Origin of the sequence: Streptomyces sp. NPDC058619 (assembly GCF_042717785.1) — a bacterium.
Classification (GTDB): Bacteria; Actinomycetota; Actinomycetes; order Streptomycetales; family Streptomycetaceae; genus Streptomyces.
This window is the reverse complement of the sequence record NZ_JBHXQN010000015.1, coordinates 32,242-47,471: the sequence shown is the minus strand read 5'-3', so window position 1 is coordinate 47,471 and position 15,230 is coordinate 32,242. Positions and strand designations below refer to the sequence as shown.

Sequence of the window (15,230 nt, the reverse complement as noted above, 5' to 3'; positions counted from 1 at the left end):
CGGTGACCACTCGCATCGGAGTCGTCACGTTCCCCGGAACGCTCGACGACCGTGACTCGCTGCGCGCCATCCGCCTCGCGGGGGCCGAGCCGGTCTCGCTCTGGCACCGCGACAAGGACCTGCACCAGGTCGACGCGGTCGTCCTCGCGGGCGGCTTCTCCTACGGGGACTACCTGCGCGCCGGGGCCATCTCCCGGTTCTCGCCGGTGATGGAGACCATCATCGAGCAGGCCAGGGGCGGCATGCCCGTCCTCGGCATCTGCAACGGCTTCCAGATCCTCACCGAGGCCCACCTGCTGCCGGGGGCGATGCTCCGGAACAACCACCTGCACTTCATCTGCCGCGACCAGAAGCTGCGGGTGGAGAACGCGGAGACCGCGTGGACCGGCGACTACACCGCCGGCCAGGAGATCTCCATCCCGCTCAAGAACGTGGACGGCCGCTACACCGCCGACGAGCGCACACTCGACGAACTGGAAGCCGAGGGGCGCGTGGCCTTCCGGTACGTCGTCGACGGCGACGTCGCCGACGGAGCCGGCAACCCCAACGGGTCGCTGCGCGACATCGCCGGCATCAGCAACGCCGGGGGCAACATCGTCGGCCTCATGCCGCACCCCGAGCACGCGGTGGAGCCGCTGGTCGGCACCGGCCGCACCGACGGCATCCCGTTCTTCACGTCGGTCCTGAAGAAGCTGGTCAACGCATGAGCCTGGACACGGTCAAGAACGCCGCCGAGACCCCGGACGCGGCCCAGCCCTGGAAGGAACTCGGCCTCAAGGAGGACGAGTACGCCCGCATCCGGGAGATCCTCGGCCGCCGCCCCACGGGCGCCGAGCTCGCCATGTACTCGGTCATGTGGTCCGAGCACTGCTCGTACAAGAGCAGCAAGGTCCACCTGAAGCAGTTCGGCGAGAAGGCCCCGCAGAACGACGCCATGCTCGTCGGGATCGGCGAGAACGCCGGCGTCGTCGACGTCGGCCAGGGCTACGCGGTCACCTTCAAGGTCGAGTCGCACAACCACCCGTCCTACATCGAGCCCTACCAGGGCGCGGCCACCGGCGTCGGCGGCATCGTCCGCGACATCCTGGCCATGGGCGCCCGCCCGGTCGCCGTCGTGGACCCGCTGCGCTTCGGCGCCGCCGACCACCCCGACACCAAGCGCGTCCTGCCGGGCGTGGTCGCGGGCATCGGCGGCTACGGCAACTGCCTGGGCCTGCCGAACATCGGCGGCGAGGTCGTCTTCGACGCCTGCTACCAGGGCAACCCGCTGGTCAACGCCGGCTGCATCGGCGTGATGAAGCACGAGGACATCCACCTCGCCAAGGCCTCCGGCCCCGGCAACAAGGTCATCCTCTACGGCGCCCGCACCGGCGGCGACGGCATCGGCGGCGTCTCGGTCCTCGCGTCCGAGACCTTCGACGACACGAAGCCCACCAAGCGCCCCGCGGTCCAGGTCGGCGACCCGTTCCAGGAGAAGCTCCTCATCGAGTGCACCCTGGAGATCTTCAAGGAGAAGCTGGTCGCGGGCATCCAGGACCTCGGCGGCGCCGGGCTCTCCTGCGCCACGAGCGAGCTGGCCTCCGCCGGTTCCGGCGGCATGCGGGTCGAGCTGGACACCGTCCCGCTGCGCGACGCGACGCTCTCGCCCGAGGAGATCCTCATGAGCGAGTCGCAGGAGCGCATGTGCGCGATCGTCGAGCCCCGTCACGTCGACCGCTTCATGGAGATCTGCGAGAAGTGGGACGTCATCGCCACCGTCATCGGTGAGGTGACCGAGGGCGAGCGCCTGGAGATCTTCTGGCACGGCGAGCAGATCGTGGACGTGCCCCCGGGCACCGTCGCCCACGAGGGCCCCGTCTACAACCGCCCGTACGCCCGCCCCGAGTGGCAGGACGCGCTCCAGGCGGACGACGCGAACAAGCTGCCGCGTCCGGCCACGTCGGCCGAGCTGCGCGCGCAGGTGCTCGCGCTGGTCTCCTCCCCGAACCAGGCCTCGAAGTCCTGGGTCACCGACCAGTACGACCGCTTCGTACAGGGCAACACCGTCCTGGCGCAGCCCGAGGACGCGGGCATGATCCGCATCGACGAGGAGACCAACCTCGGCGTCGCCATGGCCACCGACGGCAACGGCCGCTTCGCCAAGCTCGACCCGTACACGGGCGCGCAGCTGGCGCTGGCCGAGGCGTACCGCAACGTCTCCGCGACCGGTGCCAAGCCCCTCGCGATCTCCGACTGCCTGAACTTCGGCTCGCCGGAGGACCCGGGCGTCATGTGGCAGTTCGCCGAGGCCTGCCGCGGTCTCGCGGACGGCTGCCTGGAGCTGGGCACCCCCGTCACCGGCGGCAACGTCTCGCTCTACAACCAGACGGGCGACACCGCGATCCACCCGACCCCGGTCGTGGCGGTCCTCGGTGTGATCGACGACGTCAACCGCCGTACGCCGATGGCGTTCGCGGAGGCCGGCCAGCTGCTGTACCTGCTGGGCGACACGTCCGAGGAGTTCGGCGGCTCGGCCTGGTCCCAGGTCGTCCACGACCACCTCGGCGGCATGCCGCCGAAGGTGGACTTGGGCCGCGAGAAGCTGCTCGGCGAGATCCTGATCTCCGCCTCGCGCGACGGCATGGTCGACGCGGCGCACGACCTGTCCGACGGCGGCGTGATCCAGGCGCTCACCGAGTCCTGTCTGCGCGGTGGCAACGGGGCGCGGATCGTGGTGCCCGAGGGACTGGACGCCTTCACCTTCCTGTTCTCCGAGTCCGCGGGCCGGGCCATCGTGTCCGTTCCGCGCAGCGAGGAGCTCCGCTTCACCGACATGTGCGGTGCGCGGGGCCTGCCGGCCGCCCGCATCGGCGTGGTGGACGGCGAGGAGATCGAGGTCCAGGGCGAGTTCACGCTCCCGCTGGCCGAGCTCCGCGAGGCCCACGAGGCGACGATCCCGGCACTGCTCGCCTGATCCCGCTCCGTCCCGAGCCCCCGTCCGGATGCGTTCCGGGCGGGGGCTCGTTCGTGTCCGGAGGGCCTGCGCCGGTCTTGTACGTGATTACGTAATGACGTAGCTTCGGGCTTATGGAGCTCGAGGAACGCGTCGCGGAGCTGGAACGCCGCCTGGCCGCAATGGAGTCGGAGCGGGCGGCCGCCGTCCGGACGGAGCCCGTCGAGGGGGACTTCTGGGCCCTCGAGGGCTGGAAGGAGCAGCTCGCCGCGCTCGGCGCCGACGGGGGCGGAGTCCTGTTCACGGGCGCCGTCACCCTGCCCACCGGAGAGCGGTACGAGTGGCAGCAGGCCGCGGTCACCGGTTCCCTCCTCGGGGGCGGGGCCCACGACGCCCCCGGAGAGGGTGCGCACGACGGGCCCGACGGCGCGCGCACCGCCGAGTCGCTGGCGGCCCTCGGCAGCCCCGTACGGCTGCGGCTGCTGCGGGAGATCCTGGCCGGCCGCCGCACCGCCGCCGAGCTGACCGCCCTCGACGGGGTCGGCACGAGCGGGCAGGTCTACCACCACCTGCGCCAGCTGACCGCCGCCGGCTGGCTGCACCCGGCCGGCCGGGGCCGCCACGAGGTGCCCGGCGCGCGGGTGGTCCCGCTCCTCGTCCTGCTGTCCGCCGCGACCCCGTGAGGTGAACCCGCTGTGCCCAAGCCCTTCCACGTCCTCTACCGGATCCTGCTGGTCCTCGCGTTCGCCATGATCGCGGTCGACCTCGCCGTCGGCCTGCCCTTCGGCATGCTCTGGTTCCTGCTCTGCGCCGGCGCCGGGGCGCTGCTCCACGCGGCCGTCGGGGTAGGAGCGGCGCGCGGCGCCCGCACCGACGAGCCGCCGATCGAGGTCGAACCGCCCGTGTCGGGGCGCTGGTCCGCCCTCAACAGCCCGGCCGACCGGGTGCCCAGTCACGGCACCCACCGCTACGGCCAGGCCTGCGCCATCGACCTCGTGGCCGAGGGCGAGCCGGGCTCCGGCCGGGAGCGGCCCGCCTTCGCCGCCCTGCGGCCGCTGGTCCGCCGCCCCGCCGACTTCCCGGCCTTCGGCGCCCCGGTCCTCGCCGTCGCGGACGCCACCGTGGTCCGTACGAGCGACCGGGCCCGCGACCACCTGAGCCGCAACTCCGTTCCGGCCGCGCTGTACCAGATGCTCCTCGCCGCCGGTTTCCGTGACCTCGGGGGTGTCGGCCCGGTCCTCGGCAACCACGTGGTCCTGGACCTCGGGGAGGGCAGGTACGCCCTCTACGCCCACCTGCGCCGCGGCTCCCTCACGGTGCGCCCGGGGGACCGCGTCGCGGCGGGCCGGCGCCTCGCCGACTGCGGCAACTCGGGCAACTCCACCGAACCGCACCTGCACTTCCAGCTGATGGACGGCCCGGACCCGGACACGGCCCGCGGACTGCCCTTCACCTGGCGGGGCGTGGGCGTCCCGGCCGCCGGGGCCCCCTTCGACGCGGGCGCACCGGTCCGGCCGTCCTGACCGTCCTGACCGCCCCGACGGTCGGATCCGGCTGATGGCGTCGCCCGCGTCGTGACCGCACCGAGCGGGATTCCGTGGTCTTCGCACCCGTTCCGGGCCCGGGCGGCAGACTGCTGCCCGATCGCGGCCGAGGGCGCAACGAAGGCCGCCGAGTAGGGTCGGGTCATGCCGCCCGCCAGGAAGAAGCAGCGCGCCTACGACCCCGCCCGGATCCGTACGGCCGTCACCGCACAGTTCGGCCACGTCGCCCGCGCCGTCGGGGAGTTGACCCCCGGGCAGCTGGAGCGGCCCAGCGGGCTCGGGGACTGGACCGTCGCCGACCTCGCCGCGCACGTCGCGTGGATCGCGGACTCCCTCGCGGCCGGCCTGGACCGGCCGCCCGCCGCCGTCGCCGAGCTGTCGGCCGTCGAGTGGCCCTTCGCCACCGCCTCCCTCGCCGGGAAGATCTCGGAGGCCGCCCGGGAGACCCTGGGCGGCGCCCCGCTGCCCGAGCTGTACGAGCGGGCGGGGGCCCGGCTGGCCGGCGCCCTCGACGCCCACCCCGGCCACCGCGTGCTGGACCTGTGGATCGGGGACATGACCCTGGCCGACTTCCTCGTCACCCGGACCGTCGAGCTGGTGGTCCACACCGACGACCTGAACCGGGCCGCCGGACTGGACGTCCCCGTCGACCGCCAGGCCCTGGCCGCCTGCACCCGGCTGCTCGCCGACGCCCTGGCCGTCAGGGCGCCGGGCGGAGCGGTCGAGGTACGGATCCCCCCGTTCGCGGTGGTCCAGTGCATCGAGGGCCCCCGCCACACCCGCGGCACCCCGCCGAACGTGGTGGAGACCGACCCGCTGACCTGGATGCGGCTCGCGACGGGCCGTACGCGCTGGTCGGAGGCGCTCGACGGGGCCCTGGTGCGGGCCAGCGGAGAGCGGGCCGACCTGTCCGCGCTGCTCCCGCTGATGAGCTGAGCGGAACCGCTCCGGCGGCCGCTCCGTCACAGGGTCATGCGTACTCTCCGCAACCTCACCCCCGGCCTGGCCCTCGTCCTCGCCCTCGCCGCCTGCGGCGGCGGAGCGGGGGAGGAGCCGGCCGATCCGCTGCCCGGCGGCCAGGGCTCCTGGCGCGTCGAGTCCCTGACGACCGGCGGCCGGACGCTCCACGCGCCCGCAGAGGCCCGCCTCGACCTCGCCGGGCACGAGGCCAAGGGCAACTACGGCTGCAACGGCTTCACGGCGAAGGTGGTCCCCGAGGGCGGCGCCGCCCTGACCGTCACCCCGGGCATGTCGACCACCATGGCCTGCGCGAACCAGGCGTTCGAGATCGAGTTCGCCAAGCTGTTCCGCGGCAGGCTCACCGTCGACCGCGGCCCCGACCGGCTCATCCTGAAGACCGCCGACGGGAGCACCCTCGCCATGACCTCCGAACCCCCCGTCCCGGACGCCCCGCTCACGGCCACCGAGTGGACCGTCGACTCCCTGGTCAGCGGCGCGAGCGTGTCCTCCGTCCCCGCCGCGGCGGCCGGCCGGGCCCGCTTCACCCTGGCCGCCGACGGCACCGCGAGCGGCAACCTCGGATGCAACCGGTTCAGTTCCAAGGCCACCGTCGACGCAGCCACCGTCGTCTTCGGGCCGCTCACCACGACCCGGATGGCCTGCCAGGGCCCCGAGGGCGAGGTCGAGCGCACCCTGACCGGCCTGCTGGGCAGCGGCCCGCTCACGTGGAAGGTCCAGGGCGGCAAGCTGACCCTGACCGCCCCCGACGGCACGGGCCTGGGCGCCACGGCGGGCTCCGCCGCGGAGTGACCCCGCCCCGGCCCGCCCGGCGGGGACGCCCGCGCCGCGGCCACGGCGCCCCCCGCCGGGGGCGCCCGCCCGGCGCCCGCGCACCGCCCGGCTCAGACCGGATACGGCAGCAGCCCCGCGTCGGTCTTCTCCCAGGCCGCCCGCAGCTCCGCCAGCCGGGCCGGCTCCACGGCCGCCCTGTCGGCCTGCTCGCGGACGTCCCCGGCCAGTTTGAACAGCTGGTCCCGGCCCGCCCTGCCGCGGTAGTACTTCCAGTCGCCGCGCCGCAGCGCCCGCTCCCCGCGCACCCGCCAGAACAGGTCCCGCTCGCCCGGCTTCTCGCCGCGCAGCAGGTACCCGGCCAGGCTCACGCCGTCCAGCGGGTACGCCCGGTGCGGCCGGGTCCCGGCCACCTCCAGCAGCGTCGCCGTCCAGTCCGGGCTGAACACCGGGACGCGGCTGACCTGCCCGCCCTCCAGGCGCGCGGGCCAGCGGGCGATGTTCGGGACCCGGATGCCGCCCTCCTGCAGCGACGCCTTGTTCCCCGACAGCGGCCAGTTGTACGAGAACCGCTCGCCGCCGTTGTCGCTGGAGAACACCACCAGGGTGTCGTCCTCCTGGCCGGAGCGCTTCAGCGCCTCCAGGACCTCGCCGACCGACCGGTCGAGGTCCTCGACCAGCTGCTTGTACTTCTCGACCGAGCCGCCGTCCTGGTGCCACAGCGCCCGCCCGTCGCCCGCCTTGATCCGGCGGACGATCCCGGCGCTCTCCTTCGTGTCGCCCTCGGCGATCCACGGCCAGTGCGGAGTCGTGTAGTTGAGGTTCAGCAGCCACGGCTTGCCGTGGTGCTCACGCCCCACGAACCCGCTCGCCCGCTCGGTGATGATCCGCGTGTAGTAGCGCAGGTCCTTGTACTCGGTGTCGCCCTCGTAGAGGTCGTACTCGCCGCCCAGGCCGAGCTTGGAGTAGTACTTCAGGGCCCCGCCGAAGTTGCCGAAGAACTCGTCCCAGCCGGACTTCGTCGGGCTGTAGTCGGGCAGGTGGCCCGCGTGCCACTTCCCGATCAGCGCGGTGGAGTACCCCGCCCCCTTCAGCAGCGAGGCCAGCGTCGGGTGGGTGGGCTCCAGGCCCACCGACTTGTCGGCGATCGGCTCGGCGAGACCGCCCTGGGTACGGGCCGGGTAGCGGCCCGTGTACAGGCTGAACCGGGTTGGGGAGCAGGTCGACGACCCCGAGTAGGCGTCGGTGAACCGGACGCCCTGGCGGGCCAGCCGGTCCAGGTTCGGGGTCTTGATGTGCGGGGACCCGTACGAGGACAGGTCCGCCCAGCCCAGGTCGTCGCCGAGGATGAACAGGATGTTCGGACGCCGGGACCGGCGGCCCCGCGCGGCGCGGAACTCCCGCTCCTCGGAGGCCGCGTGGCGCTCCTCGGCGGCCTGCGCCGGCGAGGAGCCCAGACCCACCGCGGCGGCGGCCGCCGTCACGCCGACCGCACCCCCGAAGGCACGCCGGGACAGGGGGGACTCGTTCGAGCTCACAGAGGTACTCCAGGGCACGGCCCGCCGGCCTGCCCGGGGGCGGCGCGCAGCGGCGCACGGCACGGCGGGGCGGGCTCGGACGGGGAGCAGGAAAAAGAAAAGGGAATGCGAAAGGAAAAAGGCGATGCCTACGCGCAGCGACGACAGATGGCGCTCGCGACACGGACCAGGTCCACGTGCCGGCGCTCGACGAGGGTGACGGAGCGGTCACCGGGAGGCTGCACGGGGCGGAGCTTGTACGAACCGACAGGCGCCTGTCAACCAGGGCATTCCGGATTTCGAGACGGTCACCCTCCGCACGGACCGCCCGACTGTCCGCACTGTGACTTTTCCCTGACCATCCCCAATTCGGACCAGTGGTCGATCTCGCCTACACTTGGAGCCGTGCCTCGTGGTGATGGACGACTCAACCACGACCTGCTCCCCGGAGAGAAAGGCCCCCAGGACGCTTGCGGCGTCTTCGGTGTCTGGGCTCCGGGTGAAGAGGTCGCCAAGCTCACCTACTTCGGACTGTATGCACTACAGCACCGCGGACAAGAGTCCGCGGGAATCGCTGTGAGCAACGGTTCCCAGATCCTCGTCTTCAAGGACATGGGCCTCGTTTCCCAGGTCTTCGACGAAACCTCTCTCGGCTCGCTCCAAGGTCATATCGCGGTCGGTCACGCCCGCTACTCGACCACCGGGGCCTCCGTCTGGGAGAACGCCCAGCCGACCTTCCGCGCGACCGCCCACGGCTCCATTGCCCTGGGTCACAACGGCAACCTGGTGAACACCGCCGAGCTCGCCGAGATGGTCGCCGACCTCCCCCGTCAGGACGGCCGCGCCACCCAGGTGGCCGCCACGAATGACACCGACCTCGTGACCGCCCTCCTCGCCGGTCAGACCGACGACGACGGCAAGCCCCTGACCATCGAGGAGTCGGCCACCAAGGTCCTCCCGAAGGTCAAGGGCGCCTTCTCACTCGTCTTCATGGACGAGGGGACCCTCTACACCGCCCGTGACCCGCAGGGCATCCGCCCGCTGGTCCTCGGCCGCCTGGACCGCGGCTGGGTGGTCGCCAGCGAGACCGCCGCCCTCGACATCTGCGGCGCCAGCTTCGTCCGCGAGGTCGAGCCGGGCGAACTCATCGCGATCGACGAGAACGGCCTGCGCACCTCGCGTTTCGCGGAAGCAAAGCCCAAGGGCTGTGTCTTCGAGTACGTCTACCTGGCGCGCCCGGACACCGACATCGCCGGCCGGAACGTCTACCTCTCGCGCGTCGAGATGGGCCGCCGTCTGGCGCAGGAAGCCCCGGTCGAAGCCGACCTGGTGATAGCGACGCCGGAATCCGGCACGCCCGCCGCCGTCGGATACGCCGAGGCCAGCGGGATCCCGTTCGGCGTCGGCCTGGTCAAGAACGCCTACGTGGGCCGGACCTTCATCCAGCCCTCGCAGACGATCCGCCAGCTCGGCATCCGGCTGAAGCTCAACCCCCTCAAGGAAGTCATCCGGGGCAAGCGCCTGGTGGTCGTGGACGACTCGATCGTCCGCGGCAACACCCAGCGCGCCCTGGTCAAGATGCTCCGCGAGGCCGGCGCGGCGGAGGTCCACATCCGGATCTCCTCGCCGCCCGTGAAGTGGCCGTGCTTCTTCGGCATCGACTTCGCGACCCGGGCCGAGCTCATCGCCAACGGCATGACGGTCGACGAGATCGCCACCTCCATGGGCGCGGACTCCCTCTCGTACATCTCGCTCGACACGATGATCGAGGCGACCACCATCCAGAAGCCCAACCTCTGCCGTGCCTGCTTCGACGGCGAGTACCCCATGGAGCTGCCCGACCCGCAGCTCCTGGGCAAGCAGCTCCTGGAAACCGAGCTCGCCGGCGGCTCGGACGCCGCCGACGCGCTCCGCCGCCCGTAGGCCGGATTCCCGTCCGGCCCGCTCCACCTGCGCCGGGCCCTGTCTTTGAGGCTTCTCCCAGGGCCCGGCACCACCCGCAGTAACGACACGAAAGCTCTCTCCTGTCATGACAGAGAAGACCACCGGTGCCAGCTACGCAGCCGCAGGCGTGGACATCGAAGCGGGCGACCGCGCCGTCGAGCTGATGAAGGAGTGGGTGAGGAAGACGCAGCGCCCCGAGGTCCTCGGCGGCCTCGGCGGCTTCGCCGGCCTCTTCGACGCCTCTGCCCTCAAGCGCTACGAGCGCCCCCTGCTGGCCTCCGCCACCGACGGCGTCGGCACCAAGGTCGACATCGCCCGGCAGCTCGGCGTGTACGACACCATCGGCCACGACCTGGTCGCGATGGTCATGGACGACATCGTCGTCTGCGGCGCCGAGCCCCTCTTCATGACCGACTACATCTGCGTCGGCAAGGTGCATCCCGAGCGTGTCGCGGCCATCGTCAAGGGCATCGCCGAGGGCTGCGTCCTCGCCGGCTGCGCCCTGGTCGGCGGCGAGACCGCCGAGCACCCGGGCCTGCTGGGCCCGGACGACTTCGACGTCGCGGGCGCCGGCACCGGCGTCGTGGAGTACGACCGCCTCCTGGGAGCCGATCGCATCCGTACGGGGGACGCCGTCATCGCGATGGCCTCGTCCGGTCTTCACTCGAACGGGTACTCGCTGGTCCGGCACGTGCTCTTCGACCGGGCCGGAATGTCCCTGGACCAGGAGATCGCCGAACTCGGCCGCACCCTCGGCGAGGAGCTGCTGGAGCCCACGAAGATCTACTCCCTGGACTGCCTGGCCCTCACCCGTACGGCCGAGGTGCACGCGTACTCGCACATCACCGGCGGCGGCCTCGCGGCCAACCTGGCCCGGGTCATCCCGGACCACCTGCACGCCACGGTCGACCGTACGACCTGGGCCCCCGGCGCGATCTTCGACCTGGTCGGCAAGGCCGGCCGGGTGGAGCAGCTGGAGCTGGAGAAGACGCTGAACATGGGCGTCGGCATGATGGCCGTCGTACCCGCCGAGTCGGTGGACGTGGCGCTGACCGCGCTGTCCGACCGGGGTGTCGACGCGTGGGTCGCGGGCGAGATCCTGGACCGCGGCGACCGTACCGAGGGCGCCACCCTGACGGGTGCCTACGCGAGCTGAACAGCACCGAAACCCGGCCCGGGGCTAACGCCCTGGACCGGGTTTCGGTTTTCTGACCTGCTGTGCCGACGCCGTGGGCGTCAAGCGCCACGGCGGTGTGCCGACGGACCGGACTCGTCGTCCTCGTCGTCGTCATCGCCGTTGTACCGAGCCGCGTACTGCGCGTACGGGTCGTCGTCGTCATCGTCCTGATCGTCATCGACCTCGACCGGCTCGCTGATAGGCAGCGGCTCCGTCGGCGATGCGCCCAGCTCGTTGGCCAGACGCGAGAGATCAGTCCCGCCGCTGTTGTACTTCAGCTGGCGGGCGACCTTTGTCTGCTTGGCCTTGGCCCGGCCGCGCCCCATGGCTCGACCCCCTCGGTGACGGGGCTCGACGGCCCCAGAGTCTGACACGCGTTCATGGTTCGGAGCGGGCTCTCCGTGGAGAGACCGTCCGTAGGGGTTTAACGGTACCTGCTTCCGCGGCCATACGGTACGCCGCCCGCATGACGCGCCCCGGTGCAGAACCGACGAGGCACCCCGTCCTCGCTGGTCAGCTGCGATTTTAACCCTTTCCTGGCGGGCGACCCGCCGAAGCGCAGTGAGTTCCGTCTCGCCGCGCCCCGGCGGACGCCCCCCAGGGGCCCCCGGAGGGGTCAGACCGCGCGCGCGGCGCGGGCGTCGGACATCCGCTGCTCGGCGATCCGGTCCGCCGCGGCGGCCGGCGGAATGCCGTCCGCCTTCGCACGTGCGAATATGGCGAGGGTGGTGTCGAAGATCTTCGCCGCCTGGGCCTTGCAGCGGTCGAAGTCGAAGCCGCGCAGCTCGTCGGCGACCTGGATCACGCCGCCCGCGTTGACCACGTAGTCCGGGGCGTAGAGGATGCCGCGGTCCGAGAGGTCCTTCTCGATGCCGGGGTGGGCGAGCTGGTTGTTCGCCGCACCGCAGACGATCTTGGCGGTCAGCGCCGGGACCGTCTCGTCGTTCAGGGCCCCGCCGAGCGCGCAGGGGGCGTAGATGTCCAGGCCCGGGACTCGGATCAGCGCGTTCGTGTCCAGGACCGCCGTGACCTTCCCCGGGTGCTTCTCCAGGATCCGGTGCACGGACTCTTCCCGTACGTCCGTGATGACGACCTCGGCGCCGTCCTCCAGCAGGTGCTCGACCAGGTAGTGGCCGACCTTGCCCACGCCCGCCACGGCGACCTTGCGGCCGCGCAGGGTCGGGTCGCCCCACAGGTGCTGCGCGCTGGCGCGCATGCCCTGGAAGACGCCGAAGGCGGTGAGCACGGAGGAGTCGCCCGCTCCGCCGTTCTCGGGGGAGCGGCCGGTCGCCCAGCGGGTCTCGCGGGCCACGACGTCCATGTCGGCCACGTAGGTGCCGACGTCGCAGGCGGTCACGTAGCGGCCGCCGAGGGACTCCACGAACCGGCCGTAGGCCAGCAGCAGTTCCTCGCTCTTGATACCGCCTTGATCCCGGCCGGCGGGGTCACCGATGATCACGGCCTTGCCGCCGCCGAGGTCGAGACCGGCGAGGGCGTTCTTGTACGACATGCCGCGCGAGAGGTTCAGCGCGTCCTGGACGGCTTCCTCGTCCGAGGCGTACGCGTGGAAGCGCGTACCGCCGAGGGCGGGGCCCAGGGCGGTGGAGTGGATCGCGATGACGGCCTTGAGGCCCGTGGCTCGGTCCTGGCACAGCACGACTTGCTCGTGGCCGCCCTGTTCCGTACGGAACAGGGTGTGCAGGACGCCGTCGGTCATTTCGGTCACGGTGGTGACTCCCATGGAAGAGATGCGGCGGAATGACGCCCGCCCTGCGGGTGGGGGAGGGCGCGCTGGGAGCAGCGTAAGACCTGCGGGGCGGGCTGAGGCGACCTGTCCGGGGATCGGAACCCTCCCGGAGTACGGACGCCCGTGCGCGGGGCTTTCCGGCCGCCCGCGCGCCGGTCCGAGCACCCGTCCGCCACGCTGCCGGCGCCCGGGAGGTGAACCGGGCCCCCAATGGGGGGAGGTACGAGGGCGTGAGCGAATCCCCCGAGCCCCAGCTGCCCGCCGCCCGCACGGCGCCGAACGTCCCGTACGCCTCCTACCTGCGCGTCTACGAGCCCCTGGCCGCCTTCCCCGAGCCGGAGCGCGCGCACTGGGCCGACTACGCCCGGCGCGGGGTGAGCCCGACGGCCCAGGACGAACTGCGCCGGTCGCTGGCCGACTTGGTACGGGTGCCCGTGGTGGGGGTCCCGGCGCAGGAGAGCGCCGACGCCTTCACGGCGGAGGTCGGCGGGGTGCTGCTGGTCTGCCCGTGGCGCACCCGGCTCCGGGGCTGGCTGGCGCTCCAGGAGCTGGTGGAGTGGTTCCCGCTCCCGGTGCTGGACGCGGCGCTCCCGCCGGACGCGCGCCGTCGGGCGACCGACGCGTACGAGCGCTGGCGCGTGCGGAACCCGGACGCCCGCCCGTGGATCCGTACGGGGGTGTGGCAGGTTCCGCTGCGCTGGTTCGTGCTGGTGGCGGACGAGGAGCGGGAGTACGTGCCGGGCGAGCGGCTGCGCTACCGGACGCCGATGGTCCAGGCGCGCCGGCGCCTGGCGCGGGCGCTGCGGGTCCTGCGGGAGGCGGAGGGGTACGGGATGCTCGCCGACGGCCTGGTGGAGGTCGGGAGCTGGCTGGAGGAGTTCCACCCGGGCTCCATGGTCGAGCTGGACTACGGCGGGCTGCTGCACGCGCTGCCGGCGGACCGGCTGGCGGGCGACCGCTCGGCCCGGGACCTGGCGTCGGGCCTGGACGCGCTGCGGAAGGGGGACGGCGAGGGCGCGGCCGAGGCGTACGAGGAGCTCGCGGAGCGCTGGAGGGCCGTGCGGGAGCGGCTTTTCGCGAATTAGGCCGGAAGTAGGTGCAACGGCCGGATCTCACCCCTGGAGCGGGTGCACGTACCGCTGTCTATCGGTCGATCGGCCATAAGTGCCTGATCAGAGCCCTGATCGTACGATTTGGGACGTAGTGCCGGGACCTTCGTCCCGATACGGGCCATTGGCCCAAGCGTGACGGACCGCACTATCTACACCCTTGCGCCCTTCCCCTACCCTCGTGCCAAAATAGGACAAGGAGTCCGGGGAGGGTTCCTTCCGTCCAACTAAGGGCGGAATGCTCGGCATTGCGCTCTACGGGGGGTCTGACGACTCCTGATCGCTCTGTGACTGATCGTCACAGTGGGGTGACTGTCCGTTATGGGGCGGTCCATCGGCTTCCGCCGCTGATGAACACCTCGGAGGGCAATTCCGTCGGTTTGGCCCTTGGGGCTGGACGGATGGTGTAGTTGTAGTGCCGAGGACAAGCCGTTCGTCCTATAACCGACTCGGCCCGCGTATGTCCATTTCGGGCAACGCGGGCCAAGGTGCAGAATTTAGAGGAAAGAACCGAGATGGTTCGGTTCTCCCGAGGAGGCCGCTCATGACCGCTCGCACCCCTGATGCCGAGCCGCTGCTGACCCCGGCTGAGGTTGCCACGATGTTCCGCGTGGACCCGAAGACGGTCACCCGTTGGGCCAAGGCTGGCAAGCTCACGTCCATCCGCACCCTGGGTGGACACCGCCGTTACCGCGAGGCTGAGGTCCGCGCACTGCTTGCGGGAATTCCGCAGCAGCGCAGCGAGGCCTGAGGTTCCGCAGCACCCCTGCTTTAACGGGTCGTATTCGGGTCCCCCAATCCGATGAAACCCGCTTTGCTTCATGCGACCGAACCTGCCCCAACAGGTTCACCAGTCGTTGATCGCGCTGGACTCCGCCGGGTCCAGCGCGATTTTTTTATGCCCAGGTCAGGGCGGTCACGGGCGGAAGCGGGTGGCCTGGAGCGATAGGTGCCATTGCACATATTAAATCGAGAGCGCGTAGGGGTGCGATAAAAGTACACGTCTCAAAAACCCGTACGGTGACTCCCGTCACAGATGATCACTCTTGTACATCCGGCGATGCACCCCGTAAGGGGAGGTCCCGCGCGGAGCGCATCATGCGAACGGGGGATTCTGCGGCCGGGCCGGGCCGGGTCGGGCCGGGCCGGGTCGGGTCAGTACGGGTCGGGTCAGCACGGGCCCGGGTTGGGTCGGTCGGCCCCCGGCGCCGCCGGGGCGCGCACGCGGCGCGTCGGGCCGCGTACGGCGCGCCGGACCGCGTACGGGGCGTGTTGGGGCGCCCGCGGCCCTCCGAGGGCCCCAGGGGGCCTCCCAAGGCCGTTGCCGAGGCGCACCCCGCCAACGCGTCAGGGCCCGTATCCCCTGGGGGATACGGGCCCTGACGTTACTGCGAACCTGACGGGACTTGAACCCGCGACCTCCACCTTGACAGGGTGGCGAGCTAACCAACTGCTCCACAGGTCCTTGCTTGGCTGCCGGTCACCCGGCTGCGAAACAGACTGTACAGCAG

14 protein-coding genes and 1 tRNA gene are annotated in these 15,230 nt (G+C 71.7%); 10 read left to right on the top strand and 5 right to left on the bottom strand.

From position 1 onward, the window contains the following. The first annotated feature begins 2 nt into the window (after positions 1 to 2). The 6 genes from purQ to ACFWTC_RS17130 all read left to right on the top strand — a co-directional run bounded on the left by purQ (position 3) and on the right by ACFWTC_RS17130 (position 6,246). Positions 3 to 707 (top strand): phosphoribosylformylglycinamidine synthase subunit PurQ, encoded by a 705-nt coding sequence (gene purQ, locus ACFWTC_RS17155; RefSeq protein WP_384027689.1) that lies wholly within the window; start codon positions 3 to 5, stop codon positions 705 to 707. After that, positions 704 to 2,953, top strand: coding sequence for a phosphoribosylformylglycinamidine synthase subunit PurL (purL, locus tag ACFWTC_RS17150; RefSeq protein ID WP_383923860.1), 2,250 nt, complete (start codon positions 704 to 706; stop codon positions 2,951 to 2,953). Before purQ ends, purL begins: the two co-directional genes overlap by 4 nt. Positions 2,954 to 3,066: 113 nt before the next feature. Next, on the top strand, positions 3,067 to 3,615 hold the full coding sequence (locus tag ACFWTC_RS17145; protein WP_383923863.1) for an ArsR/SmtB family transcription factor: 549 nt from the start codon (positions 3,067 to 3,069) through the stop codon (positions 3,613 to 3,615). A 66-nt stretch (positions 3,616 to 3,681) separates the two neighbouring features. Further along, on the top strand, positions 3,682 to 4,455 hold the full coding sequence (locus ACFWTC_RS17140; protein WP_383923953.1) for a M23 family metallopeptidase: 774 nt from the start codon (positions 3,682 to 3,684) through the stop codon (positions 4,453 to 4,455). A 165-nt stretch (positions 4,456 to 4,620) separates the two neighbouring features. Further along, a complete protein-coding gene (locus ACFWTC_RS17135; RefSeq protein ID WP_384027687.1) occupies positions 4,621 to 5,412 on the top strand; it encodes a sterol carrier family protein in 792 nt (263 codons plus the stop codon). A gap of 36 nt (positions 5,413 to 5,448) precedes the next feature. Then, positions 5,449 to 6,246 carry an META domain-containing protein gene (locus tag ACFWTC_RS17130; protein ID WP_383923869.1) on the top strand — a complete coding sequence of 266 codons (798 nt, stop codon included), beginning with the start codon at positions 5,449 to 5,451 and terminating at the stop codon, positions 6,244 to 6,246. Between the two features lie 92 nt (positions 6,247 to 6,338). Here the strand turns inward: ACFWTC_RS17130 and ACFWTC_RS17125 are convergent, their stop codons facing one another. Together ACFWTC_RS17125 and ACFWTC_RS17120 are read right to left on the bottom strand one after the other, a co-directional pair. Next, the gene (locus ACFWTC_RS17125; RefSeq protein WP_383923872.1) at positions 6,339 to 7,763 is read right to left on the bottom strand and encodes a sulfatase-like hydrolase/transferase; all 1,425 of its coding nucleotides are present in this window, start codon (positions 7,761 to 7,763) and stop codon (positions 6,339 to 6,341) included. Positions 7,764 to 7,891: 128 nt separating this feature from the next. Next, on the bottom strand, positions 7,892 to 7,987 hold the full coding sequence (locus tag ACFWTC_RS17120) for a putative leader peptide (RefSeq protein WP_383923875.1): 96 nt from the start codon (positions 7,985 to 7,987) through the stop codon (positions 7,892 to 7,894). Positions 7,988 to 8,147: 160 nt separating this feature from the next. On the opposite strand from ACFWTC_RS17120, the gene purF reads away from it, so the two are divergent. Continuing rightward, a complete protein-coding gene (gene purF / locus ACFWTC_RS17115) occupies positions 8,148 to 9,665 on the top strand; it encodes an amidophosphoribosyltransferase (protein WP_383923878.1) in 1,518 nt (505 codons plus the stop codon). A gap of 106 nt (positions 9,666 to 9,771) precedes the next feature. Continuing rightward, positions 9,772 to 10,842 (top strand): phosphoribosylformylglycinamidine cyclo-ligase, encoded by a 1,071-nt coding sequence (gene purM / locus ACFWTC_RS17110; RefSeq protein ID WP_383923881.1) that lies wholly within the window; start codon positions 9,772 to 9,774, stop codon positions 10,840 to 10,842. A gap of 80 nt (positions 10,843 to 10,922) precedes the next feature. On the opposite strand, the gene ACFWTC_RS17105 is transcribed toward purM, so the two are convergent. Beyond that, positions 10,923 to 11,189: a DUF3073 domain-containing protein gene (locus ACFWTC_RS17105; RefSeq protein WP_383923884.1), complete on the bottom strand. Its 267-nt coding sequence runs from the start codon at positions 11,187 to 11,189 to the stop codon at positions 10,923 to 10,925. A gap of 290 nt (positions 11,190 to 11,479) precedes the next feature. After that, positions 11,480 to 12,589 carry a Leu/Phe/Val dehydrogenase gene (locus ACFWTC_RS17100; protein ID WP_383923887.1) on the bottom strand — a complete coding sequence of 370 codons (1,110 nt, stop codon included), beginning with the start codon at positions 12,587 to 12,589 and terminating at the stop codon, positions 11,480 to 11,482. A 251-nt stretch (positions 12,590 to 12,840) separates the two neighbouring features. Between ACFWTC_RS17100 and ACFWTC_RS17095 the strand changes: the two genes are divergently transcribed. Further along, a complete protein-coding gene (locus ACFWTC_RS17095) occupies positions 12,841 to 13,695 on the top strand; it encodes a hypothetical protein (protein WP_383923890.1) in 855 nt (284 codons plus the stop codon). A gap of 568 nt (positions 13,696 to 14,263) precedes the next feature. After that, positions 14,264 to 14,470, top strand: a complete 207-nt coding sequence (gene bldC, locus ACFWTC_RS17090; protein WP_003949541.1) for a developmental transcriptional regulator BldC — start codon at positions 14,264 to 14,266, stop codon at positions 14,468 to 14,470. 640 nt (positions 14,471 to 15,110) lie between these two features. Here bldC and ACFWTC_RS17085 read toward each other — a convergent pair. Then, positions 15,111 to 15,184: transfer RNA gene (locus ACFWTC_RS17085), tRNA-Asp, on the bottom strand. Positions 15,185 to 15,230: the final 46 nt, after the last annotated feature.

Excerpts from the sequence above, each read along its gene's own strand:
- ACFWTC_RS17135 (WP_384027687.1), top strand. The coding sequence starts at position 4,621 with ATGCCGCCCGCCAGGAAGAAGCAGCGCGCCTACGACCCCGCCCGGATC.
- ACFWTC_RS17145 (WP_383923863.1), top strand. The coding sequence starts at position 3,067 with ATGGAGCTCGAGGAACGCGTCGCGGAGCTGGAACGCCGCCTGGCCGCA.
- ACFWTC_RS17130 (WP_383923869.1), top strand. The coding sequence starts at position 5,449 with ATGCGTACTCTCCGCAACCTCACCCCCGGCCTGGCCCTCGTCCTCGCC.
- purM (WP_383923881.1), top strand. The coding sequence starts at position 9,772 with ATGACAGAGAAGACCACCGGTGCCAGCTACGCAGCCGCAGGCGTGGAC.
- bldC (WP_003949541.1), top strand. The coding sequence starts at position 14,264 with ATGACCGCTCGCACCCCTGATGCCGAGCCGCTGCTGACCCCGGCTGAG.
- purL (WP_383923860.1), top strand. The coding sequence starts at position 704 with ATGAGCCTGGACACGGTCAAGAACGCCGCCGAGACCCCGGACGCGGCC.
- ACFWTC_RS17105 (WP_383923884.1), bottom strand. The coding sequence starts at position 11,189 with ATGGGGCGCGGCCGGGCCAAGGCCAAGCAGACAAAGGTCGCCCGCCAG.
- ACFWTC_RS17140 (WP_383923953.1), top strand. The coding sequence starts at position 3,682 with ATGATCGCGGTCGACCTCGCCGTCGGCCTGCCCTTCGGCATGCTCTGG.